This window comes from Alteromonas oceanisediminis (assembly GCF_018474025.1).
In the GTDB taxonomy this organism is placed as follows: domain Bacteria; phylum Pseudomonadota; class Gammaproteobacteria; order Enterobacterales; family Alteromonadaceae; genus Alteromonas_E; species Alteromonas_E oceanisediminis.
Map to the genome: position 1 here is coordinate 174769 of NZ_JAHCTA010000001.1, position 23688 is coordinate 198456.

22 protein-coding genes are annotated in these 23688 nt (G+C 47.2%); 1 reads left to right on the forward strand and 21 read right to left on the reverse strand.

All coding sequences use genetic code 11. The annotated features are described in order from the left end of the window. Window positions 1-64: 64 nt before the first annotated feature. From KIU71_RS00845 to KIU71_RS00935, 19 genes are all read right to left on the reverse strand, one after another. Window positions 65-1522 (reverse strand): AMP-binding protein, encoded by a 1458-nt coding sequence (locus tag KIU71_RS00845; protein ID WP_214129208.1) that lies wholly within the window; start codon window positions 1520-1522, stop codon window positions 65-67. After that, window positions 1467-2195: an SDR family NAD(P)-dependent oxidoreductase gene (locus KIU71_RS00850; protein WP_214129209.1), complete on the reverse strand. Its 729-nt coding sequence runs from the start codon at window positions 2193-2195 to the stop codon at window positions 1467-1469. Before KIU71_RS00850 ends, KIU71_RS00845 begins: the two co-directional genes overlap by 56 nt. Window positions 2196-2205: 10 nt before the next feature. After that, window positions 2206-2445, reverse strand: coding sequence for an acyl carrier protein (locus KIU71_RS00855; RefSeq protein WP_214129210.1), 240 nt, complete (start codon window positions 2443-2445; stop codon window positions 2206-2208). 29 nt (window positions 2446-2474) lie between these two features. Continuing rightward, entirely contained in the window at window positions 2475-3050 is a 576-nt protein-coding gene (locus tag KIU71_RS00860; protein WP_214129211.1) for a GNAT family N-acetyltransferase, read from the reverse strand. Continuing rightward, a complete protein-coding gene (locus KIU71_RS00865; protein WP_214129212.1) occupies window positions 3043-4056 on the reverse strand; it encodes a PseG/SpsG family protein in 1014 nt (337 codons plus the stop codon). Before KIU71_RS00865 ends, KIU71_RS00860 begins: the two co-directional genes overlap by 8 nt. Continuing rightward, complete coding sequence (gene pseI / locus KIU71_RS00870) at window positions 4057-5109, reverse strand: pseudaminic acid synthase (protein ID WP_214129213.1); 1053 nt, start codon at window positions 5107-5109, stop codon at window positions 4057-4059. Beyond that, window positions 5102-6100, reverse strand: coding sequence for a glycosyltransferase family 9 protein (locus tag KIU71_RS00875; RefSeq protein ID WP_250207174.1), 999 nt, complete (start codon window positions 6098-6100; stop codon window positions 5102-5104). Before KIU71_RS00875 ends, pseI begins: the two co-directional genes overlap by 8 nt. A 20-nt stretch (window positions 6101-6120) precedes the next feature. After that, window positions 6121-6825, reverse strand: coding sequence for a pseudaminic acid cytidylyltransferase (gene pseF / locus KIU71_RS00880; RefSeq protein WP_214129214.1), 705 nt, complete (start codon window positions 6823-6825; stop codon window positions 6121-6123). Beyond that, window positions 6822-7997 (reverse strand): UDP-4-amino-4,6-dideoxy-N-acetyl-beta-L-altrosamine transaminase, encoded by a 1176-nt coding sequence (gene pseC / locus KIU71_RS00885; protein ID WP_214129215.1) that lies wholly within the window; start codon window positions 7995-7997, stop codon window positions 6822-6824. The genes pseF and pseC overlap by 4 nt, the downstream gene beginning before the upstream one ends. Beyond that, window positions 7994-8992, reverse strand: a complete 999-nt coding sequence (gene pseB, locus KIU71_RS00890) for a UDP-N-acetylglucosamine 4,6-dehydratase (inverting) (protein ID WP_214129216.1) — start codon at window positions 8990-8992, stop codon at window positions 7994-7996. Before pseB ends, pseC begins: the two co-directional genes overlap by 4 nt. Next, window positions 8985-12515, reverse strand: a complete 3531-nt coding sequence (locus KIU71_RS00895; protein WP_214129217.1) for a motility associated factor glycosyltransferase family protein — start codon at window positions 12513-12515, stop codon at window positions 8985-8987. Before KIU71_RS00895 ends, pseB begins: the two co-directional genes overlap by 8 nt. A gap of 78 nt (window positions 12516-12593) precedes the next feature. After that, entirely contained in the window at window positions 12594-12896 is a 303-nt protein-coding gene (locus KIU71_RS00900) for a hypothetical protein (protein ID WP_214129218.1), read from the reverse strand. A 5-nt stretch (window positions 12897-12901) separates the two neighbouring features. Continuing rightward, on the reverse strand, window positions 12902-13330 hold the full coding sequence (gene fliS / locus KIU71_RS00905) for a flagellar export chaperone FliS (RefSeq protein ID WP_214129219.1): 429 nt from the start codon (window positions 13328-13330) through the stop codon (window positions 12902-12904). A 12-nt stretch (window positions 13331-13342) separates the two neighbouring features. Continuing rightward, on the reverse strand, window positions 13343-14821 hold the full coding sequence (gene fliD, locus KIU71_RS00910) for a flagellar filament capping protein FliD (protein ID WP_214129220.1): 1479 nt from the start codon (window positions 14819-14821) through the stop codon (window positions 13343-13345). A gap of 151 nt (window positions 14822-14972) precedes the next feature. After that, entirely contained in the window at window positions 14973-15443 is a 471-nt protein-coding gene (locus KIU71_RS00915; RefSeq protein WP_214129221.1) for a flagellar protein FlaG, read from the reverse strand. A 39-nt stretch (window positions 15444-15482) separates the two neighbouring features. Continuing rightward, window positions 15483-16322, reverse strand: coding sequence for a flagellin N-terminal helical domain-containing protein (locus KIU71_RS00920; RefSeq protein ID WP_214129222.1), 840 nt, complete (start codon window positions 16320-16322; stop codon window positions 15483-15485). Between the two features lie 791 nt (window positions 16323-17113). Continuing rightward, window positions 17114-17941, reverse strand: coding sequence for a flagellin N-terminal helical domain-containing protein (locus KIU71_RS00925; protein WP_214129223.1), 828 nt, complete (start codon window positions 17939-17941; stop codon window positions 17114-17116). Between the two features lie 452 nt (window positions 17942-18393). After that, a complete protein-coding gene (locus tag KIU71_RS00930; RefSeq protein WP_214129224.1) occupies window positions 18394-19236 on the reverse strand; it encodes a flagellin N-terminal helical domain-containing protein in 843 nt (280 codons plus the stop codon). 478 nt (window positions 19237-19714) lie between these two features. Then, window positions 19715-20554: a flagellin N-terminal helical domain-containing protein gene (locus KIU71_RS00935; protein ID WP_214129225.1), complete on the reverse strand. Its 840-nt coding sequence runs from the start codon at window positions 20552-20554 to the stop codon at window positions 19715-19717. Window positions 20555-20788: 234 nt separating this feature from the next. Here KIU71_RS00935 and KIU71_RS00940 point away from each other — a divergent pair, with 234 nt between their 5' ends. Further along, window positions 20789-21490, forward strand: coding sequence for a hypothetical protein (locus KIU71_RS00940; RefSeq protein ID WP_214129226.1), 702 nt, complete (start codon window positions 20789-20791; stop codon window positions 21488-21490). A 100-nt stretch (window positions 21491-21590) separates the two neighbouring features. Here KIU71_RS00940 and flgE read toward each other — a convergent pair whose 3' ends face one another. Both flgE and flgD read right to left on the reverse strand, forming a co-directional pair. Then, window positions 21591-22976 (reverse strand): flagellar hook protein FlgE, encoded by a 1386-nt coding sequence (flgE, locus tag KIU71_RS00945; protein ID WP_214129227.1) that lies wholly within the window; start codon window positions 22974-22976, stop codon window positions 21591-21593. Between the two features lie 12 nt (window positions 22977-22988). After that, window positions 22989-23675, reverse strand: coding sequence for a flagellar hook assembly protein FlgD (flgD, locus tag KIU71_RS00950; protein ID WP_214129228.1), 687 nt, complete (start codon window positions 23673-23675; stop codon window positions 22989-22991). Between the last annotated feature and the right edge of the window lie 13 nt (window positions 23676-23688).

A 23688-nucleotide genomic window follows, 5' to 3' on the forward strand; every position in this document is an offset into this window, starting at 1 on the left:
ACTGTCTAGGTCGTCGCAGTTTGATTCAGCTATCGGCTGGTACCGCATAAAGTTAAACGGCAGCCTAATCAAACCAGCGCATCGCCGCTGCGTAATCTTTTTTACCACTGGCCGTTAACGGTAACTCACTCACCGGCTTAACACGAATGGCTTTTGGATGGAGTCCCGTTGTTTTTTTTAACACAGCGACAACGTCTTTGCCTATGACGGTCTCATCCTGCGATGAGCGCTCCTTGGTTGCGAGCACCACACACAGTTGACTATCATCTCCCACGCAATAGGCTGTGTAACCGTGCGCAGACAGCACCGACTCCATATGGTCAAGGTCAATACGATACCCAAACACCTTGATAAAGCGCTTGCGGCGTCCGGTGATGAAAAAGTCTCCTTCTTCGTCGACGGTTGCCAAATCACCCGTTTTCAGCCAATCAATTGGTTCAAAGCGAGACAATGCGCGACGAGAATCAGCATACCCCATCATCACATTTGGTCCGCGGTAGCACAGCTCACCCTCATCAATTGATAAAGTACCACCGGGAATGGCTCGACCAATAGTACCCGGTTTGTTCATTAACGTGTTGTGATCGGCGTAACTCATTCGCGCAGTCGCCTCTGTTTGGCCATACATGACGTAAAACTGTTTGTGATGTTGGGCAGCGAACGCAGCCAAATGAGAAACTGCTTCTTCATTAAGCTTTCCGCCCGCTTGGGTTAAATATCGTAAGTGAGGCATGTCGCGTCGTGTAAAGCGCAGTTTCAGTAGCATATCGTAGGTGTGTGGTACCCCTGCCATACTACTGATCTTAGCCGCGTCAAGCACCTGCCAAAACTCGCGCTCTACCACCGTGTAGGGCGAAAACACGATGGCAGCGCCTGCGTACAGATGCGTGTTAATCACCGACAAACCATAGGAGTAAAACAGCGGTAAGGTGCTCAGCGCCCGATCTGACGCCTGGATTGGTAAATACTCACAGATTGACTCAGCGTTGGCCTGCAAATTTGCATAACTCAACACGACATGCTTGGGCGCGCCAGTACTACCTGATGTCGGTAACAATAGCGCGACATCCGGGTGGATAGGGCTGGAAGTGTCATGCGTCACGCGAACATGATTCTGCTCGATCACGGCGTTGGGCACATAGTGTGTATACAATGCCTCGCAGTACGGGTCACTCAGTTCAGGATTAATCAACAACGCGGGCATGTTCGCTTTCAGTGCGGCCAAATAATCCACCACACTCTCAACGGTATTGTGCATTTTAATCGCGACCAAACAACGCTGCTCAGCGGTGCGACTAGGCTGGCTAAACGTCTGTGTTAGACGATATGCAAGACTTTCCGCCTTTTGATTCAGCGTCGCGTAGTCAACCACTGTCTGTTCAAGCGCTTCAGAGTAACGGGTAGAAACCAGCGCATCTGAAGACCCGAAACCGCCAAGCTCGTTAAAGAACATAAGCGATGTGCAGCTAGAGCTGCATGCCTCCATCGATGCCGATAATTTGTCCGGTGATGTAAGCTGCATGATCTGACAGTAAGAAACTGATGAGGTCAGCCACTTCTCTTGGTGTACCCATTCGTCCCAACCCAACCGTATTGATAATGTTTTCACGCTGCTTGTCACTAAAATCACTGTGTAGCTCGGTATCGATAAAGCCAGGCGCTACGGCATTGACGCAAATTTGTTGTGCCGCCAATTCCTTTGCTAAGGATTTTGTGATCCCTGTGAGTGCCGCTTTTGAAGCGGCGTAAGCACTTTGTCCTGCTGCACCCCGTTCACCCACAATCGAACACAGGTTCACAACACGACCGCAGCCCGGTTTTCGCATCAACCGACTCGCCAGTTGGATGTGTTGAAACGCCGCAACGGTGTTTAAGGTCAGTTGTTGTTGGAGGGAGTCAAGTGACGTCATTGCTGCAGGCGCATTGTGCATCATACCGGCATTGTTCACTAAACCATCCAAATGCCCGATGTGTTGCTTGATATGCGCAAAAGCCTGTTTTACTTGCGTTTCATCAGTCAAGTCATAACACATGGCAATGGCGCGTTCGCCGAGCTGCTCAGCCACCAGTTCTAGCTGTACCTCATTGCGGCCTGCCAATAACACCGTAGCACCTAACGCAATACAAACTTGCGCCGTCGCAAGCCCAATACCTCGATTGGCACCGGTGATCAGTATCACCTTATCTTGTAGCATCCGTGTGCCCCTACTCTGGATTGACCTGATACTTGTGTAATATCTGCTTCGCTTTAGCCACCGAGCTCATGTCGATAATATCGTCCGTATCAAGCATAATATCGAATGTATCTTCAAGCTCGGCAATCAAAATCATGTGGGCCGTTGAATCCCAGGCGTCAATTTCATTATAAGTAAGCTCATCGGTCACCTGTTCCGCGGAGATCCCCAATGCGGTGACAAATGCTTGAGTTAACTGGCTCTCTGACATGTTCTTGCCTCTACTTAAATTAAATGTGTTTATTGCGCCGTGGTTTTGCGTTGGCGGCTGAGCAACTGCTTCAGCGGCTTGCTGCAGCCTTCATAGCGCTCTTGCGTGAGTGACAATTCAACCACACCATCACTTTTCACTACCACATAACCTAACTGCTGATTATACCGCATGGCAGCCTGATTTTCCGGCTTGACTACGGCGTGAAGACACGCTGCCTTTAACGCATTGAAGCAGAAGTCATTCAGCACTAACGTTGGCGCGAACGCGATGAGATTACCCATATAATCAGCGTCACCGATATACAGGCCTAGCTCAAAATGATCTGCTTGTGCAATATGCGAAGCGTTTCCACGCGTTTTAAGATTGCATGAGCCAATGAGCCTATCACGATACTCAATCAAATAGTGGTGCTGATTGGTGGCTCGCGAAACGTGTGCAAACCAGGCGAGTTGCTGCTCTGGCGTGATATTATCCTGTGTCAGCATGTACTGTTTTACATGCGCACTGTTACGCCATGCGCGCAGTTGTTCAAGGTGAGCTTCCGTGACGCTAATCAATGTCACCTGATAGCCACACAGCCGCGAGGGCATCACGCTATCCATCGGCGCGCTCCGCTTGCAATAGTGCGTCTATGATGCGCTCACCGCCATCCGCGGTATAACGCCCCACAATTGCCTGCTGCATTGTGAGCAGCGCAGTTTCGTCTTCCCATAACGCTAGAATGCGCTGTGCGATTGCATCAATGTCATTTTGACTGGCACCGCCGCTGTGCTCGGATGTGGCGTGCGTCAACAGTATCGATTCACACCAGCCCTCTGCGACCGCTTGTTCGGTTGCTGCTCGCTGATTGTCAGCAACAACAACCAATATGCTTGGCGTTTCACACACCGCCAGCTCAAACTGACTGCCACCCGCGGCCGACACCGCTAAACGAGCATTCGACCAAACATCAGCCATATCCTGGGCCGCATGAATGTGCTGAATCGTTAGCGACGATTGACCGACAAATCTGCCAATACGCTGCGGGTCCGCATAGGCCTGCCCTGTAACCACGCGAACAGGGCCGCTGAAATTAAGCCGTTCAAGCGCTAACAACAAGGGTTGTGTTATGTTGGCAGGATCACTGCCACCAAAGCTCAATGTCAACGAATGCCGTTGTGTCACGGGTAATGGCATGATTGACCAAAACTCACGTCGCAACAGCCGATAATCTGTGCCGGCCAGTACACAATCTGCGCTTTCCAGTGCGCGCGCATCGTGCACACCATCATCAAATAAAGCCACTCGGCAACCCAGTGCTCTCCATGCCCCGCAGTATTCAGCATCAAATTGATAGCCATCCACAATCACCCAGTCAGGCAGTGATCCGCATTGCCTAGCCGCCCGTTTCACGTCGACACTCCTATCAGCGAGATCCGCAGCATAGTGATGGGCAACTATGCGCCCTGTCCAGTCGTGTCGTTGTTTCGCCGACGCTAAAGACGCCTCATCAAGCAAAAATGTGCTCTCAATGTCATGGTTGTCAAACACTTGCGCCAACGCCAAACAACGCATCAAATGGCCGGTGCCCATGTTTTTTGAGGCTTGAACCACAAACACACAGCGCATCTACTGTATGAGCTCCCAAGACAGTGCTGTCCCCTTTTTTAGATCCTGCGATGCGACGCTACCTAGCACTCTTGACCAATGTTTGGGCGCTAAACCAAATGCGGGGCGAACAATGCGTAAATTATCTCGGGTCAACGCTTCCCCAGCTGCAATATCTTCAGCGACGTAAATCGAGCGTCGATACTGCTTCGATTTCTCTTCGACCGCAGCGCCACCGTAACGCACATTGCCCATCGCTAGCCAAGCTCGATGCGTTTCTGTGACTAGAGCGCTTAGCTCTTCAGGTTGCAAAGAAAACTCGGCATCGACACCTCCAGCATTGCGATCGAGCACAAAGTGCTTCTCTATCACCGTTGCGCCCAGCGCAACAGAAGCCACTGACACGCCAATGCCCCGAGTATGATCAGAAAGGCCAACCTGGCAGCCAAAAGCGTCACGCATGTTCGGGATCGTCGCTAAATTAGTATTACCAGCATCTGCGGGATAGGTACTGGTGCATTTGAGCAAAATAATGTCGTCGCAGCCCGCGCCTCTTGCAGTTTCAACCGCCTGTTGAATGTCTGCTAACGACGCCATCCCTGTTGACATGATCAAGGGTTTGCCTTTGCTGGCTGCACAAGCAATAAGAGGAAGGTCGGTTAACTCAAAAGACGCAATCTTAAAGCATGGAACATCAAGCGCATGTAAGAACTCAACGGCGTGTTCATCGAAAGGCGAACTGAACGCCATTAATCCTTGTTGACGCGCATGATCGAACAGCGGCTTATGCCATTCGTAAGGCGTTGCGGCTTTTTGATAAAGCGCATGTAACTTTTCGCCAAACCAAAGACTATCAGACTCATTGATCGTAAAGTCAGAGGAGTCAACATCAAGCGTCATGCTGTCTGCGGTGTAAGTTTGTAGTTTAATAGCGTGAGCGCCCGCTTTTGCGGCTGCATCGATCATCGCCATGGCCGTTTCCAATGACTGCCCATGATTACCACTCAGTTCAGCAATAATTAACGGTGCATCACTTTGCCCAATCAAGCGATCACCGATTCGAACATCATGCATTACTAACACCACCTTCATTATTTTGTGCCAGTATGGTCAAAATGCCATCCACCAGCACCTCGGGTAAAATCGGCTCATCACTCATGTCGGTGGCGTAATCAGGCATTAAGGTTCGCGGATCAACCTTGCCAGAAATAATCAAACTAGGGCATCCCACCGCCGTTGCTAGCCATTGCGGCGCTGATGGGACACTCACGAGCAAATCGGTTGCTGCCAGTTGCGCCAATGTTTGACGCATGGGAACGCTACCATCAAAACCTGTCCAAACGTGAACGTTTTGCTGAGTCAGCAACTGCTTAACTTCGTCTTTGAAAGGATAACTTCGTTCTAAGGTGCCTGACTGAGTCGCCAACGCAACCACAGGGTGCTTTTTGCGTTTTTTCTTTAATGTGTTGTCAGGCGCTACGGTGATTGCCATATTTAAGTCGATATCCGCAAAGCCGCAACAGGTTTTCAGGTAAAACTCAGGATAGCCACCGTCTGGTGCCAGACCACTTTCCCACCATGACGTGTTCCAGCGATGCATACTAAACCACGTACTTTGCAAGTACGCTGCAGGCTCATTGACGAACTGCGGTTTAAGCGTTTGCTGCTGAAACTGACTGACCAAATCAGCCACGGACATGCCCATCATATTCCCTGTGACGGGCTCTCCGGCATCTTTCAAAAAACGCGCTAAGAAACAAGGCATAAATGACGTATCCAGATTAATAATCTGCTGGTATTCATTCGCCACAACTTGCTCTGCCAAACCCAGAAAGGTCTCCATGGCGTATACGATATTATCTGGCCACTCCCCTTTATCCAGCCCCCACACATACACGTTCGGCTCAGCAAGTCGTATAACATCCTTGCCTGCTGCAAAGGTTAAAAAATGTATTTCAGCCTCTGGGTTTCGTGATTTGACGAAGCGTAAAGCCGGGATACCAATGCAGGTAACATCCCCTAAACCCAGCATTCGGATAATCAATATTTTAGGTCGTGTGGTCATTGTCAGTATTAACCTATGTCTTAACGGTTTATGTAGGCTTGGTACATAAGTTCGGCACGATGCCAATCTTCTTGAGTATCAATATCCTGTACTAAGTGCCTAGGTAGCACGATGGGAATACTGTGCTCACTGAACATGCCCTTGGATGACGCGTACCCTTCTGCTGTTCCCCAATAAAACTGACCCGCATCGTGAAAGCCCTCCTCCAAATCTTGCGAGCGCTTGTTGATGCTGTCGGGATACATCACACTCACACCCATCGTTTGATCGGGGTGTTGAACGAGTCGCAATGCACGTTGAATGGGAAACGCGAAAGAAGTCACTGAAAAGGCAAAGGCTTTTTCAGGCGCGTCCAACAGTGCCTGATAGCCTTCGCGCAGATAATTCGGCTGAATGAAAGGAGCCGTTGCATAGATACAACAACAATACGTCACTGGAGCAATGCGATCACGATAAGTTTCAATGGCGTGATTTGTCACCGGCCGTGTGCCAACGAAGTCATCAGACAATGATTCAGGTCGCATAAACGGCACGCTTGCGCCCAATTTTTCAGCCAGCGCTGCAATTTCCGGGTCATCGGTAGAGACAATAATGTCATCAAACACGTTACTATCCTGTGCTGCTTTAATACTGTAGCTCAGCATAGGTTGCCCGCAAAAAGACTTGATATTTTTACGTGGGATACGCTTACTGCCACCACGCGCCGGGATCACCGCCAGCCTCACAATAATGCGCCTTGGAGCGCCTCGACAACATGGTCTTGCTGCTCGAACGTCATATCGGGAAAGAGCGGGAGGGTAATCGCGCGCTGGTAAAAACGCTCCGCATTAGGGAACTGGCCCCGTCTAAACCCGCGGCGCGCATAGAAAGGCTGCCAATGGATAGGAATATAATGGACATTCACACCAACGCCCGACGCCACCAGTTTTTCATAAACCGCTGTGCGATCGGGCTGCAACACTTCAATCATAAACAAATGCCACGCTGATTTAGTGAGTCGTGTTGATTCAACGTTGTCGGAGTTTAACAATGGCAACTGCACTTTTGCGGCGATTGGTGTGGCTGAAATTAACTCATGATAGCGCTTAGCCAGCGTTTCGCGGCGAGCGACAAAATTATCCAGTTTCGCCAGTTGAGCCAAGCCTAATGCAGCGTGTAAGTCGCTGAGGCGATAGTTAAAACCTAATACGTGTTGCTCGTAGTACCAGGGCCCATGGTGCTGCGTCAACTTGCTCTGATCACGTGTAATGCCGTGTTTTGCATACAACACCAGTTTTTCAGCAAATGCTGCGTGATTTGTCATTACGGCGCCGCCTTCGGCAGTCGTGATGCTTTTAACTGGGTGAAAACTCAAAACGGCCATGTCGCTGAATTGACAACTGCCAATCGCAGAGCCCTCGTATCGACCGCCCAAACCATGCGCAGCGTCTTCAATCAGAACAATGTCGTAGGGCTTTATGAGTGCACTAATTGCGCGCATATCACAGCTTGCACCCGCAAAATGCACAACAATTAACACATTGGGTAAGGTGCCATTTTGTTTTGCACTCGCTAACTTGTCTGCCAAATCCTTAATGCATAAGTTGCGCGTGAGTGGATCAATATCGACAAAGTCGACATCAGCACCGCAATACAGCGCACAGTTGGCCGATGCCACAAACGAATTAGGTACCGTCCACACTGTCTGCCCGGGGCCAACGCCAGCCGCCAAACACGCAACATGCAATCCGGAAGTGCCACTGTTGACGGCGGTACAATATCGAGCACCAGTGTAGTCACACAGCGCTTTTTCAAACGCTGGAACCGTTTCACCCTGAGTGAGAAATTTGTTCTGCAACACATCAACAACCGCATCAATGTCGCTCTGGTCGATACTATGCTTACCGTAAGGGATCATTCGGTGATCTTGTCCAGTGCCTGCAATTCACCCACCGTTAAAAAATGTGGGTTTGTGCCGGAGTGATACTCAAACTTGTCTGCAGCCTGACACCCCTTCTCACCGAGTTTATTTTTCGCATAGTTAATGTTTTTATCAAAAAACTTGATCGCAGGCGTAATCACGTAGTGATCATCAAACTCAAAGGTATGGTGAGCCATTTCCTCTGGAACCATGATTTCGTGTAACTTTTCGCCTGGCCTGATCCCAACTAATTCAAAGTCACGTGTGCCGCTCATTGCTTCAATCAAATCACTAATGCGGATCGACGGGATTTTGGGCACAAAAATCTCACCACCTTGCATGCGCTGGAAGTCTTTAATAACAAACTCAACGCCCTCATCCAGCGTGATCCAAAAACGAGTCATCTCTTCATGGGTCAGCGGCAATGCCCTGCACCCATCCGCTAACAGTTTTCGGTAAAATGGCACCACCGAGCCGCGAGAGCCCACCACGTTGCCGTAACGCACCACCGCAAAACGAGGTCCTTTGGCGCCGGAGATGTTATTGGCTGCTACAAAGAGTTTATCTGACGCCAATTTTGTGGCGCCATACAGATTAACGGGATTGGCTGCTTTGTCGGTTGAGAGCGCAATGACGCGGCTCACATTCGCTGCAATAGCAGCATCAATGACGTTTTGCGCACCATTGATATTGGTTTTAATACATTCATTTGGATTGTATTCAGCGGCCGGCACTTGCTTTAGCGCGGCTGCATGGATGACGTAGTCGACATCGCGCATGGCGGCAATTAATCGATGCTTGTCTCGCACATCACCCAGAAAATAGCGCATACACTTGTCATCATACATCTGCTGCATTTCGAACTGTTTAAGCTCGTCACGCGAATAGATGATAATTTTCTTCGGCTGATAATGAGCAAGTACATGAGTGATGAAGCGGCGGCCAAATGAGCCTGTTCCACCGGTTATTAGAATGGATTTATTACTAAACATGTTCTTTATCTCTAAAAATGAATTTAGAAGAAAGTTGAGCACTATGGAGTGCTGCGGCTATTTCCTCATCTGACATATCTGCAACAGTAAACTGTGACGGCAAGTCTGACCCACTAATTTCCTCTAACCTGTCACCAAAGCCGTCAAAAGGCTCATTAAAACTTTCGGTTTTCGTTCCTACTAACCAGAGATTTGACTCAAACCACCGGTAACCGAGCAGGTTTGGATTCAACGAAGCAAGTCGTTCACCGCCATTGCCGTTTTTCAAAATAATCTTCGGTAGCACAAAACAGTTGCTGTTCTCAGAACATAGCCCATTAACAACGTGAAATGCCGCGTTTGAAACATGACTAAAAGGACGGTTACTGCCACGCTCAATATCACCGTCCATTTCCATAACAGTAACGCCTTTAGGAAATTTTAGAACAGATTCCAATACGGGATAATCAAACACAATCAGCCCATTGCCCGATTTAGACCGGAGAATGCTGTTGTTTTCTAGAGTGTTCAAAAACTGGCAGTGATCAAACTGAGCTGTTAGATAATAGACCACTGAGTCAAAAACCACGCCATCGGTGCAATTGGAATGATCAAGGCCGGTAACTGTCAAATCTACATTGATGTCGAGTTGGCGACATTGAAGTCGAAATGCGTCGATAAAACTAGTTGAGTTGGTACTCAGGAGAACACGCTTGCCCTGTAATCGTGTTTTCGTTAGGGCTTCAATTCTTAACCATCTCATCGATGACGAGTTGTCAAGGTGCAAGGATTTTGACGAAAACATCTCTACCACTTTAGTTAAGCACGTTTCCCATTCACTCAAAACCTTGGGAAGACACTTGCTTCTGACAGTTTGGTTGGCTGAACTAAGCTTACTTAGAACAGCACTCGCGTAATTGACGCTTCCATATAGATAGTAAAATATTAATGAGCTATTATTTTTCACTGAATCTATCAATACGCTACGCTGCTCTTCAATCAGTTCATCCACGTTGACAGACTTAGTGCTACTCATGAAGGATTTAACAATATCGAGAATTTTTATGGCGTCGTGCTCAAGTGCTTTGGTGTCTTTCAGTGCATCAAATCGCCTCACGATTTCCGCATTTAATTTATTTGAAAAAAGATCTTTCTTGATTGTATCCACACATGTGTTTTTTTCGCTGGGAGTGGTCGAAACGATAACGTAGTCCATGGAAAGTGGCCGAGTTCCATTGATCATTGCTCCATCTGAACAATTATATACGTCCGTTGGCCTTGCCTTCACAGCTTCCTCCAAGACCATTTTGGCAATTTTGAACTCATGTTTAGTATAGACAGTCGGAGAAAAATTCCCCTCTACTTCCAGTACTGCGTGATTCTTAGCAACGTAGTCATACAATTGTTCGCCAGAATCATCGTAGTACCCTGAAGATTGGCTGTGATGTTTTTTTAAGTCGGTATACCCTAAATCGATACCAACAAGATAGATTTCGTTAGGATTCATCGCACTAAATACATCAAAAGCAAAATTAGCCACCGTCGGAAATGCAAAGGGCAGAACATGAACTGATTTTGAATTTATAATTGAAGTCCATGCGACGGTTGAAGCTTCCCCTTCCTTAAAACAGAAAAACACCTCTTTGTAAAGTGCGCATGTATCAGGATGAATACCGTTGCAAGATAGCAAAGAAACTTTTTTAAGATAATCGAAGCTACCGACTCGGCACGCCCAATCGAACGTTGCACGGTTTTGCTCAATCTCACAATGAAAATCGGGGATCACGTCGTTTTCATACAACGTCTTTAAGGCAGTGCCACAACTAACGATGATACTTTGGCTGTGCACCGTTTTTAATAGCGACAAACTGCTATCTAAAGAAGGTCCGTTGCCGACTAAGACGATCGGAACTTTTTTATGCGAATAACTTAGCCTTTGATGCGGATTACTTAATAGCATTGGCGCGTTTTTTTCTATAACACTGCGGGTGTGATTGATCCCATAAAATGCATGGTCAAAATAATCACCCATCGACAATAGCAGTTTCAGTTGCTCTTGTAGATCATGAAGTGCTGCATCAGTCGCCTTATTCACGTAACTTTGAACTACGTATGTCTGGGCTAAAAGATAAGGCCCTAAGGAGTAAAACTGACGGATCAGGCCTCTAGTGATGTTTGAACCGTTGTCTCCAATATTAATGTAAAGCCTGTGCTCAGACTGATCGATTTTGTGCAAAATGGCGTGCCAATCTATATTAAACAGTGATGCGTAGAAAAAGTCTGAGTTAGGCTCACAAATAAACAGATTTTCAACATCATGATTGTCTAGCAATTGTGCTAATAAGTCGCCTGCACCCAACCCAAACATAATTATAGACTTTGCGACCTTTGGAAGTTCTGCAACTTCCTCTTCCACTTCGTCGATGAGTAACTCAGTATTTATTACGAATTGATAATGCGCGTAATGCCTTAATTTTTCTCCGGTGTAGCCTAAAACCACTCCATTTTTGTTAGGGAACTGACTAAAATGTCGGAACTCATCACTGGCTACTTCGCATAGAGGGTCATGGCTAAAAACGGATTGAGAAAAGTCATTTAGCATATTGAATTGGCCATCTCCATCACGGATAGGATGCCAAATTTTGGGACTATAATTTTTGTATTGACTGGCTATTTCAGGAAAAAAGTTCTCAAGGGCTGCAAAGTTTCGCTCAAACAAATCATTTTTTTTAGACTCTACCCTAATACTCTTATCCGGAATCGCAGTTCCCCAAGGATAATTAAAATTTAAATAGGTATAGTCGTTGAGAGGCGCTACTTTTAGCTCCGATAAATTAGTCCAATGACCACGCGTGAATTGGTTGACTAGAGAATCAAACACCGCAGTATGGTAATGCCGATAAACAAAAAATTCAGAAAACGAAAAATGTTGTTGAAGTTCTAAAATATCGCCAACCAAATTGGAAGCGTCTTCGCCAATTTGGAAATATAGGGCAATATTTTTTTTTGCGCACAAACGCAGTAAGGACTGCCAATCTTGAACGAAACAAGCACATTTAAACAGGTCTATGTCTGGCTCATAAATTAAGATATGCGAGAGGTCATGTTCCTTAATAAGGATATCAAGCGCGTGACCTAGTCCTAAACCTAGAACCACTAACACTTCTATTTCTTTTGGTAAAACAACGGAATCTGCGAGCCGTTCAAGTGGCGCACTAGAGTGTTGTTTATTTTGGTGGCATGGTACTTTCAGCGCTGCACGCTGATAGTCTTTGACATGGCGCTTTACTTCCGACGCTGGTGATTGACCATAGAAAACCCTACCGTTTGTGTAATCAACGATGTTGGGCTCAGCAAACTTGTTGACGAAAATTGATTTTCGCTCTGGAGGTCCACTTTCCAAAATTCTCGCTAAACTTGGAATGAAATGAGAAAATGCACGCTTATTGTTTGAGAACTTTTGATTTAATGTGTTGGCAAATTGTTGCTCTCGCGCTTGCTGAATATCTAATTCATCTATATGGAATTGAATAAGTTCACGCATTTAGTTAACAACATTTTGGATAAATTCGTCTAAAACCACATCGTTCCCTTAAACTATCCGGCAATCTTAATTTGCCGACTATCGATACTTTCGCACAGCCTTGGCGTCTTTGACAAATTTAGTTAATGATTTGAATGATTCGTCGAAAAGACGCTGACTCCTTTCAACAAAATACTGATTTTTTTTATGTTCAGCATCAACGAAGGTGGTTAAGTCTTCTCCCTCCAGTAAGGCAAGACATTTAGTGACCAATGCGTCTCTTTCTTCCACCAACGTCAATAACTCTTCTGTTTCCGGTTCATCAGCCGCCAATATGGATTCAATTCGCTGATTCTGAACTTGAATAGCCTGTTGATAGGTGCGCGCGTTGGGCTCAGCCATTCAGATTAAACAGCCTCGCGTTTTTGCCGTTGTGCAGCATACGCTTCCTGCTTTGCAGATTCAGGGATTTGTAACCAAGCGTCACGAATGGGCGAAAGCAGTCGAATGACCTCGTCAACGATTTCCGTACTATTCTGCACATTGGCGTCCGTTAGACGTTGCACCATATAATCATAAAGCGAAAACAAATTCTCCGCGACTTCACCGCCCGATTTCATATCAAGCGTATCGCGTAAATTAATTAAAATAGCTGTTGAGCGCGACAAGTGTTCAGAGCGGCCTGCAAAGTCTTTCCGCTCGATACAGCCTTTTGCATAAGCCATTTTGTCCAGCGCACCCTGCATTAACATTAACGTTAACTTATGCGGATCAGCGCTGGCAACATCCTGCTTTAGACCACCTTTTTTGTACGCATTAATACCTGTTAAAGCCACCGATTACTCCTACTATCTTAGCGAAGCCAGCAACGCATTGCCGGTTCTATTCAACCGTGAAACGGTTTGGTCTAAATTCAAATATTTATCACGTAGCACTTGCTCGTAGTTAAGCATTTGCAATTCGAAACGTTCGCGATCATCAAAAACAGTATCTTTGTTATCTTTTGCAGCGCGCTCTCGCGTGCTGAGAATACCGCTGAATGAGGTATACTGCTCGATGAAATCATACATTCGGGTTGCAATTCCATCGTTGTCCGATGAAAACAACTTCGCCACTTCATCAAAGGCATCATCAAGGGCATCCGACAATCTGTCTTTACCACTGCCTAGACCAAAATCAGTATTTCCGATTTCGAGTTTGCCGTCGCTGTCAATTTCAATACCAATGCTAAACAATCCGCCTAGCTCAGAGCTGCTCACGCCGCTACCGACGAGACTGGCTAATCCAGATTGAATGCTTCGCACCATGGAGTCGCCAGCTAATGCGCCATCTTCCTCCAAGTCTGATTCACCGTAGCGCGTGAGTTTACTAATCTCATCAATAATGCCGTTGTAATTTTCGATAAACTTATTAATTTTTTCTTCAAGGCCTTCTTTATCAAAGCCAATTTTCAGACGAGAGGATTCGTAAATGCGGCCTTCTGGAAATTCCGCACTCACAGCGGTGGTAGTGAATGGCGAAACTTCATTGGCAGTGAAGGAAACGTTCTGAATGGTGTTTTCAAATTCATTTGAAGCACTTTCAACCGCAATACCGTCTACTACTGCAATCGCGTTTTGTGCATTGACTACCGGTGATAAATACGAAGCCGTTTCAGCAGAATCGGTCGTCGCTACTCGATTGAGATCGGCCAGATTATTGTCGTTGACAATTTGCAAGTCATTACCCGCTCCAGCCACATCAGATGTGAAAACGAGTTTTGCGCCGCCATCAGCAGTGCCTGTGGAAATAATATTGGCGTTAACGCCGAAATTGTTCTCTGACGAATTAATTTTTTCTCTCAACTGGGCCAGCGTCATCCCAGCGGTCACATCAATTGAAAATGAGTCACCTGTATTACCGACTTTAAAGGTCAGCGAACCGCTCCCCGATGACAAAACAGAATCCGTTGAACTGGCAAAACCACCATCAACCGCATTGGCAGTTTCAATTCGACTACCACTAGCGAGTTGCTTGACGGTAATTTGGTAATCACCTTTTAACGCACTACTGGACGCTTCCGCCTCAATGGTGCTGATATCTTCGTTCGGATTGGTAATTTTAGGTTCACGCCCGTTGATCGCTTCATCTTTGCGCAGATCATCAACAGAGTCTTTAAAATCACTGAGTTTGGATTTAAGCTGCCCCAGTCCGGAGATTTCAGCTTCAATCGTTTCTTCGCGTCGATCAAGGCGGTCTTGTTTGGGTTTGCGTTCGGCCTCAAGCAATTGCGTCACAAGATCGTCTAGCGCAAGCCCTGAACCAACACCTAATGATTGAATAGTCATCTACAATTACCTCAAATGCTCTCTACCTCTGCAGCGAACCTTAAAGGCCCTGACAAGCTAATATGACTACCAGCTTGTCAGGTTTAAAGGACAATCGATGTACCGCCCTACCACAGACGGTAAATCTACCCAGAAGGCTAGTCTATATTCACTAAGCCCGGTTGTTAAACAATACTCCTACGCTTGAACCAACATCAGCTTGTAGGTCTTTCAATCGCTCTGCCAGGCGGAGAACCTCTTCCGAAGGGATTTGACGTATCACATCCCCACTTTCAGCCTCGGTTACCGTGACGACCGAGCGATCGGTATTTTCATCAACCGAGAATGACAAACTACGATTTTGAACCTGCAAGAACTGTTCAATCTCGCGCGTTGCATCCTCTAACTCTAGGGTTGTATTTCGCTGCTCACTGTCTCTGTTATCGGCGTCTCGCGCATTCTCTTGAGTCTGAGAAGCGGCCTCATTAAAACGTTGTAGCTCAGAGTTTACACCCGAAGCTTGCCCCTGAGTAGATCCTCGCGCAGATGATGTTCCTTCAACATCGCTTGCGACTCTACTTTGAAGCGCAGACGAACTGATCGCAGCAAAACTCTGGCCAATTTGCGAACTTGGTATCTCCATAATCAACCTCCCCGTTCACCGTTAGACATTCAGTATAGACTATCCAAGCAGAGACAGCGCTGACTGCGGTCTTTGATTTGCTTGTGATAACACTGACACTGAGGCTTGTTGGATAATCTGGTTTCGCGTTAAGTTAGCCGTCTCTTCCGCAAAATCAGTATCACGAATACGTGAACGAGCCGCTTCAACGTTTTCAGAGATATTACTTAGGTTGCGAATAGTTGACTGAAATCGGTTCTGCAACGCCCCCAAATCAGCACGTATTCCGCCGATGGCAGAAATTGCGGTATCAATAGTTGCTAGCGTTGCCGATGCACCAGACGCAGTCGCAACGGTAGAATCTGTCAGATTCAGCCCCGCCGCACTGAAACTGGTTGCTCCCTGTATTTTGCCAGCAGAGAGATTCACAGAGATTGTCTGTCCACCTTCAGCGCCGACCAAAAACGCAGCTGAGAACTTAGCATCTAGCAACTTAACGCCATTGAATTCGGTATCGGTCGCGATACGCGTAATTTCGCTTTTCAATGCAGACACTTCCTTTTGAAGCGCTCCACGATCAGCTGACGAGTTGATTCCGTTTTGCGACTGGATCGCCAACTGTCGAATGCGTTGCAACGCAATGGTCGTTTCCCCTAACGCACCTTCGGCGGTTTGCGTTAGCGAAATCGCATCGTTGGCGTTTCTCACCGCCTGATTCAAACCTTGGATTTGTGACGTTAAGCGGTCACTGATTTGCAAGCCTGCCGCATCATCTGCTGCTCGGTTAATCCGAAAACCTGAAGACAGACGTTCGAATGATGTATCAAGTGCTTGCCCTGAATTAAACAACTGGCGTTGAGCATTCAGTGCTGACACATTGGTGTTGACGAATAAAGTCATTGTTATACCTCCTGGGAAACAGCAAGATCTGAGAGAACCAGCTATTCCATCCACATTCGACCTACCGCCTCACACGGCAAGCCACCTCAAACGCTAAGCGCTACCACACGTTTAGCAAACAGTAATTAAATTACCCCTCGACTATCGTTATCGGCTGTACCATAAGGACCTTTAGCTTTTTTTGATAAAAAAAGTAAAAAAAATCTAATTACTTGTTTTTATTAAATAATAAAATCTTAAAGTTTCGTGAAAGGCGGCAGGGCTAGGCATGCTTCTTAGCGTATTGCGGCAATCATTTGCCTGTTAAATAGAAGGATCCCCGCGAGCAGCCGAGGAGAAAGTAAAAACGGGGCGTTGCATCGAAACCCACGTTCGCGAGCCGCTGAGCTACAAGCCAGTCGAGACACAGGCTGACCGCTGAATTACTCGATACAGCAGTAAAATAAGTGCACTTGTCATTTAATTGGCACAGAAGGTGCTTTGAACAGTCATAGCAAGGGAAGCGTCACTGATTTGGCAACGATAATAAAAAGGCCGAGTCAAAGTGACCCGGCCAACTTGCTCACGTTAGGAGATGGAGCAAATTCGGTTTCTGTCGGCTGGCAGGATTATTAGTAGATATTTACTGGCCTCTCAACCATAATTCTACACTCTCAGTCCTGTTAGTCGGCGTTTTAATTCATTGGCTTTTTCAGCCAGGCCTTTCGGCCGCCATCCTTGGCGAGGTTGGCCTCTCAGTTCCACCCTCTTACACGATGACTTTGATTCTCGTCACGTATCACGCTGTTTTATTACTGTAGCAGACTCAAAGCAGCTTGCGGCCGCTGGTTTGCTTGGGTTAACACCGTCGTACTCGCCTGTTGGATAATTTGAAAGCGGGTTAGTTGTGCCGTTTCGGCGGCAAAATCAGTGTCACGAATGCGTGATCTTGCCGCTGAAACATTCTCTGAAATGTTCGACAAGTTTCGGATCGTTGACTGAAAACGGTTTTGAATTGCACCCAAGTCTGCGCGTTTGGCATCAATCGTTGATATCGCTCTGTCAATCGTGACCAGTGCGGCTGACGCTTGAGTTGGTGTCAGTACTGATAGCGCATTGCCATTGGCTAACCCAGAGAAGCCAAATCCACCTACGCGAGAAATGTTCACGCTGATAGTCTGCCCACCATTGGAGCCAACGAGAAAGGTCGCTGAGAAATCTCCCTGCAATACGTTAACCCCAGCAAAAGTGGTATACGCAGCAATGCGGCTGACTTCTAGTTTAAGCGCAGCGACTTCTTTTTGCAGTGCGACTCGATCGGCGGACGTATTAATGCCATTCTGCGATTGGATCGACAGCACTCGAATGCGCTGCAATGCATTGGTTGCTTCTGCCAATGCCCCTTCGGTGGTTTGCGCGAGTGATATACCATCATTGGCATTACGCGTCGCCTGATCCAAGCCTTGTATTTGCGAGGTCATTCGATCACTAATTTGCAGGCCCGCCGCGTCATCTGCGGCGCGATTTATACGGAAACCGGATGATAACCGTTCGAACGCGGTATCCAATCCCTCTCCGGAATTGATTAACTGCCTGCGTGCATTCAATGATGAGACATTGGTATTGACGTAAATCGTCATAGGTCTCTCCTACAGTTTTCTACAACATGACTTCAGTTGAAATCGGCCTAATAGAAAACAATGGATTACCAAATTAACTTGGCACGGCCTATGCTTTAACAAATTGTCGGTAACCGTTTCTGACGGTGATCGATATTTTTTGCTAGGCATATGGCTAGTGAAAGATTACGCTAAAACTGAGCTTTGGCTCTTGCTGACTGGCGGGTATGATGATCCAGACCTCATACCTCTCACTACCTCCTGGCGTTATATTCGTCCAGTCAGCAGTTCAAAACCAGCACACGCGTAACTTTTCTTTCCATTGTCTTGCTTAAAATTGCTTACTTACCGGTCGGCTACAGTCTGCCCCACATTTTGTATTCCGACCGTTTTTCTCTTACTTACCGTGTTGCCGTCTGCCCCCGCGTATTGCAACAAGTAAAATCATCAACTTTTCCTCATGATTGCATTCCTTATTGCAGCAGACTTAACGCAGCTTGTGGACGCTGGTTAGCCTGAGCAAGCACCGTTGTGCTAGCTTGCTGAATGATCTGAAAGCGAGTCAAATTAGCTGTTTCGACCGCAAAATCTGTGTCACGTATGCGTGAACGTGCCGCCGACGCATTCTCTGAAATATTGCTCAGGTTACGAATGGTTGATTGGAAACGATTTTGGATGGCACCCAGTTCAGCCCGCGCACCACCTATCGCAGATAGCGCCCCGTCAACCGCTGTCAGTGTTGCAGAAGCGCCACGAACCGTTTCAACCGTTTGGTCACTACCAATGCCCAAACCCGTTGCACTAAACCCATTGATTCCCGGGATCCGCCCCGCCGAAATGTTGACCGAGATAAATTGACCGCCGTTCGCGCCGACCAAAAACGCTGCCGAAAATCCACCGGTGAGCAAATCAACACCGGCAAACTGCGATGTTAATGCGATTCGGCTGATTTCGGTTTTTAACGCATTCACTTCTTTTTGCAGGGCAACACGGTCGGCAGAGGTATTAATGCCATTTTGTGCCTGAATGGCCAAGACACGGATCCGCTGCAATGCGACAGTAATTTCCTGCATCGCACCTTCGGCGACCTGAGCAAGCGAAATGCCGTCATTTGCGTTGCGTACCGCTTGATCTAGGCCTTTGATTTGCGTGGTAATGCGGTCGGAGATCTGCAAACCTGCAGCATCATCTTTCGCACTATTGATTCTAAAACCTGAAGACAAGCGTTCAAACGCTGTATTCAGCTCATTGTTGGATGTGAATAGTTGTCGTTGAGCATTCAACGACGACACATTCGTATTAACGAATAAAGTCATTTTTTTAATCTCCTAACGATTTTTTGGATCCAGACTTTATTGTTTTTATTAAGCGTCTGGGGTACCGATGCCGGACTCTTTGGTGCCAATCATCGGTGAAATTAACGCCAGATTCTTTGATCCGGTCGCTAACATGACAACTACCTATTATTATTTTTGGGTTAGCTGTCGAGGCTCAATCCACTATTATTATTGTTAGAGGGTATTAAGCCGAAGTGCCTCTGCGTTGATTATTTTTATTCGCTGAGTGCCTTCAAAATAGTTATCGTGCAGGCGGGATGATTGCTTTAGATAAAAAATAAAGAAATTTTATTAGTTGAATAAAATCAAATAGATAGGATGAAATAAAAAATGGCCAGACAACTGTCTGGCCAACCGCTCTACGTTAGGAGATGGAGCGAAGTCTCAACAACTTGATGGATATAACCCGAAACTACCTCCTGGCGTAACATCAAGCTGATGAAGTTTAGGCTAACGCTTAGCCGAGTAACTGTAGCGCTGACTGAGGACGCTGATTAGCCTGAGACAGTACGGTGGTACTTGCCTGCTGGATAATCTGATTACGCGTTAATTCAGCGGTTTCCGTCGCAAAATCAGTGTCTCTGATTTGTGAGCGAGCAGCAGACACATTTTCAGCGATATTGCTCAAGTTACGGATCGTAGACTGGAAGCGATTTTGCAGTGCACCCAAGTCAGCACGCGCACCACCAATCGCTGATAGCGCTGCATCAACCTGAGTTAACACACCAGACGCACCAGCCGTAGTAGCTACTGTGCTGTCTTCAAGACCTAGACCGGCGGCGCTGAAGCCGTTCACACCCTGCAAATTAGCTGCAGATAAGTTAACAGAAATCGTTTGACCGCCGTTGGCACCGACTAAGAAAGAAGCGGAGAAGCCGCCGGTCAACAAATCAACACCGTTGAATTGTGAGTCGGTCGAAATACGCGTGATTTCAGTTTTCAGCGCAGACACTTCTTTTTGAAGCGCCAAGCGGTCTGCAGACGAGTTAATACCGTTTTGAGACTGCACTGCTAGCTGGCGAATACGTTGTAGTGCATTCGTTGTTTCACCCAACGCACCTTCAGCAGTTTGTACCAGTGAAATCGCATCGTTCGCATTTCGTACGGCTTGGTTCAAGCCTTGGATTTGCGACGTCATACGGTCAGTAATTTGCAAGCCGGCAGCATCATCTGCAGCACGGTTAATGCGGAAACCTGAAGACAAACGCTCGAAAGACGTGTCTAAGGCGTTGGAAGAATTGAATAGCTGACGCTGGGCGTTTAAAGCCGAGACATTAGTATTTACAAAAAGACCCATAATGGATACTCCTACACTCTCAGTCCAGCGTTTGCTGGCAACCGGTGAACCGGTGATTTGGTTAAATTAGTAGAACACTGCACCCTATTATGGGGATTCATGTACTGGCTCTCTCGTAATCTTTATCGACGCCCTCGCCAAAGCCTTTAATAAAAAAACCAATAATTTCCGCGTCACGGCAAGGAATTGCCGCCTATACTGGGGTAATCAATTGGTTTTATTTGCTTTTTTTGCATGAAAAATGATCGAAAAATTTTTGTAAAGTGGCTCAAGCAGCTCACCTTTAACCACAGACACTGTGCGTTTACTGACTTGGTGCAGTTTCGAGGAAGGCTTTTTTGTGCGTTTCGCGAAGCCAGTACCCACGTCAGTGGAGACGGAATCATTCGCATTTTTTGCCTTGATTTGCAGGGTAATCTTCTGTTTCAACAACGCATCAGTGTGGCATCAGCTGACGTGCGCGACCCGAAGTTGATGACCACACCGGATGGGCAACTTTTATTGCTCGCCTACGCGCGTTACACCAATGCACAAAACCAAACTATCAGAACGGCGAATATCAGTTGGCAATCGTCGACCGGAGAATCGTGGGGGTCGCCAGTTAACTTGGGCAACAACTTTTGGTGGTTATGGCGTATGCGCTGGCCAGCTGAAATGACTCATCAGGGTTCTGAGCAAGCGTTCGGCTTTGCCTACAACCGCCGTGCCAATCGAATCGATCTGTATGCCGGTGATCCACGCCGGTATGTTGAAAAAAGAGCCACCGGTGTTTTATCTCTAGCGCAACATGGCTTAGGTTATCCCAATGAAAGTGATTTACACATTAATCAGCATAGGGAAATAAATGCAGTAGTGCGTCGAGACGCTGACTCGTTCAGCGCCCAAGTCGGTCCACTGCCATCGCTGGTAGGGGGGCAAAGCAGTGCCAAGATGTGATTCACTGCCTACCAGCAGCGCAACTGATTGAGAAGTAAAGAATAATTGAAACAAATAAGAAAAAGGGCTCGAATGAGCCCTTGGGTTACAACATGATAATTTATCGGATGTTCAGAATCGTCTGATTCAGCTGGTTATTCACTTCCAGTGCTCGTGAGTTGGCCTGAAAGTTTCGCTGCGCGATAATCAAATCGATAAGTTCCGTGGTCAAGTTGACGTTCGCTTGTTCAAGCGCGGACGAATTAATATCTCCAAACGTACCGGTTGTCGCTTCACCCGCTAGCGCTTCGCCAGACAAAATACTCTCTTTCCATTGCGTATTACTTTGCTGGGTTAGCCCTTGTTCATTGGAGAAGCGTGCTAGCGCCACCCGAACGATGGGTTCAGATGTACCGTTTGAAAATGTGGCTCGAACTAAGCCATCGGGCCCGATGTCAATGCCGGTTAATCGCCCCACCGGTAAACCATCCTGCTCCAACGAGGTTACCTCAAAAGCCGAGGCAAACTGCGTGGGTTCTTCTGGGGTTTGGCCGCCTGGTGTGAAGTTAAAATCAATGCTAATACGTTGGGTGGTGTCTGAACCATTTGATAAGATTCCACCCAGTTGGGCTGTCAACAATTTATTCGCTTGTGGAGCGACCGGAGCCAGATTATCGGCGCCGAATAAACCTAAGAACTCACCGCCGGGTGTAAATGTCAAGCGGGCTGCCGATGTCGCATTCGCACCATTACCAGCGACATTGACGGCGGCGCCGGGTAACACTTCGTTACCGTTTGCATCGCTTTGATTGACTAATTGGTCGTCAACTGCCGTCACCATTAACCATTCATTCGCACCCGCGGCTTGATCTTTAATAAAGTAGTAAGTCATCACATGACTATCACCTAATGAATCATAGATGGTCACTGACGTCGCCGCGTTGTAGGTCAAAGGATCTGCCGGGTCAAAGGCTGTCACGTCTTTCGCTGGGTCGCCCGCAGGTAGGTTGAAACGCAAATCAACTTCTGAGGTCGGCTGTGGTGAACCTGAAGAGTCAGGAATGCGCACCGGAACTGTCGTACTCAACGCAACTGAAGCAGAAGTGCCATCCGCATTCACAGGAAAGCCAAGTAGGTTGTCACCGTTGGAGTTAACCACAAAGTTATCTGAATCGAGCTTGAATTGACCCGCACGCGTGAATGAAAAGTCGCGCGAATCAATTTCCGGTACGGTGGCAAAAAACCCGTTGCCGGTAATGGCTAAATCCAATGCCGTGTTGGTGAATTGCAAGCTACCTTGAGAAAACTGTTGGGCAACCTCCTGCGTGAGCACACCATCACCCACTTTGGTCTTGCCACCAGACAGTAATGAGGCGGCGTATACGTCACCAAATTCGGCACGAGACTCTTTAAAACCCACTGTGTTGACGTTCGCGATATTGTTTGCGGTAACATCTAAGTCTCGTTGCGCGGCTGCAACACCACTAAGCGCTATATTAAAAGACATGATTCTCTCCTGTTAACTACCGATTTGAATGACATCGTCTAAGCGAATGCTCACATTGCCAGCCAAATTTAAGATGACGCCCTGATTACTGCCGGCCAAACTCACACTGCCGACATGGCGATTAATTGCTGTGGGAATAGCCACACCTTCACCGAACACTTCGCCCTGTGCTTTTACGCGGTAATCTCCCGGCGGCATAGGATTGCCGCGTTGGTCGGTACCATCCCAATTAAATTCAACATTGCCTGCGGCTTGCGTGCCTGCATCTATCACCTTGATAATTTCACCGAACTTATTTTCAATCGTGATTTGCATATTTTGCGCGGTTGATTCATTCACAACCACACCAGATATCCCTTCTCCAGCGGCGCCCATATAAGCAGTGTCACCGGCAACGAGGACGTCTTGCCCAATCAGACTGGACGCTTGCAACGCTTGGTTAGACGTCATTGAGGCGGAAAATGACTCAAATTGCTCATTTAATTTATTCACGCCATCGGCCGTAGTAAACGAGGTCATCTGTGCCACCAACTGGTCGTTGTCTACCGGTTTAGTTGGATCCTGATTCGAAAGCTGCTCGGTGAGCAAGGCAAAGAAATCTTCCTGACTGAGATTTTGCTCAGTACCGTCACTGACCTTAAACTTCTCTTCTTTCAAATAGAGGTTCGGGTCCAGACCATTGTTTCTTACTGTATCCACTGTCTTATCCTCA

Coding starts and splice junctions, on each gene's coding strand:
- KIU71_RS00860 (WP_214129211.1), bottom strand. CDS start 3,050: ATGGATAGCGTGATGCCCTCGCGGCTGTGTGGCTATCAGGTGACATTG.
- flgE (WP_214129227.1), bottom strand. CDS start 22,976: ATGTCTTTTAATATAGCGCTTAGTGGTGTTGCAGCCGCGCAACGAGAC.
- fliD (WP_214129220.1), bottom strand. CDS start 14,821: ATGACTATTCAATCATTAGGTGTTGGTTCAGGGCTTGCGCTAGACGAT.
- KIU71_RS00915 (WP_214129221.1), bottom strand. CDS start 15,443: ATGGAGATACCAAGTTCGCAAATTGGCCAGAGTTTTGCTGCGATCAGT.
- pseI (WP_214129213.1), bottom strand. CDS start 5,109: ATGCATGATGTTCGAATCGGTGATCGCTTGATTGGGCAAAGTGATGCA.
- KIU71_RS00865 (WP_214129212.1), bottom strand. CDS start 4,056: ATGCGCTGTGTGTTTGTGGTTCAAGCCTCAAAAAACATGGGCACCGGC.
- KIU71_RS00920 (WP_214129222.1), bottom strand. CDS start 16,322: ATGACTTTATTCGTCAACACCAATGTGTCAGCACTGAATGCTCAACGC.
- KIU71_RS00940 (WP_214129226.1), top strand. CDS start 20,789: ATGAAAAATGATCGAAAAATTTTTGTAAAGTGGCTCAAGCAGCTCACC.
- KIU71_RS00855 (WP_214129210.1), bottom strand. CDS start 2,445: ATGTCAGAGAGCCAGTTAACTCAAGCATTTGTCACCGCATTGGGGATC.
- KIU71_RS00895 (WP_214129217.1), bottom strand. CDS start 12,515: ATGCGTGAACTTATTCAATTCCATATAGATGAATTAGATATTCAGCAA.
- pseB (WP_214129216.1), bottom strand. CDS start 8,992: ATGTTTAGTAATAAATCCATTCTAATAACCGGTGGAACAGGCTCATTT.
- pseC (WP_214129215.1), bottom strand. CDS start 7,997: ATGATCCCTTACGGTAAGCATAGTATCGACCAGAGCGACATTGATGCG.
- KIU71_RS00925 (WP_214129223.1), bottom strand. CDS start 17,941: ATGACGATTTACGTCAATACCAATGTCTCATCATTGAATGCACGCAGG.
- KIU71_RS00930 (WP_214129224.1), bottom strand. CDS start 19,236: ATGACTTTATTCGTTAATACGAATGTGTCGTCGTTGAATGCTCAACGA.
- KIU71_RS00850 (WP_214129209.1), bottom strand. CDS start 2,195: ATGCTACAAGATAAGGTGATACTGATCACCGGTGCCAATCGAGGTATT.
- KIU71_RS00935 (WP_214129225.1), bottom strand. CDS start 20,554: ATGGGTCTTTTTGTAAATACTAATGTCTCGGCTTTAAACGCCCAGCGT.
- KIU71_RS00900 (WP_214129218.1), bottom strand. CDS start 12,896: ATGGCTGAGCCCAACGCGCGCACCTATCAACAGGCTATTCAAGTTCAG.
- KIU71_RS00875 (WP_250207174.1), bottom strand. CDS start 6,100: ATGACCACACGACCTAAAATATTGATTATCCGAATGCTGGGTTTAGGG.
- KIU71_RS00845 (WP_214129208.1), bottom strand. CDS start 1,522: ATGCAGCTTACATCACCGGACAAATTATCGGCATCGATGGAGGCATGC.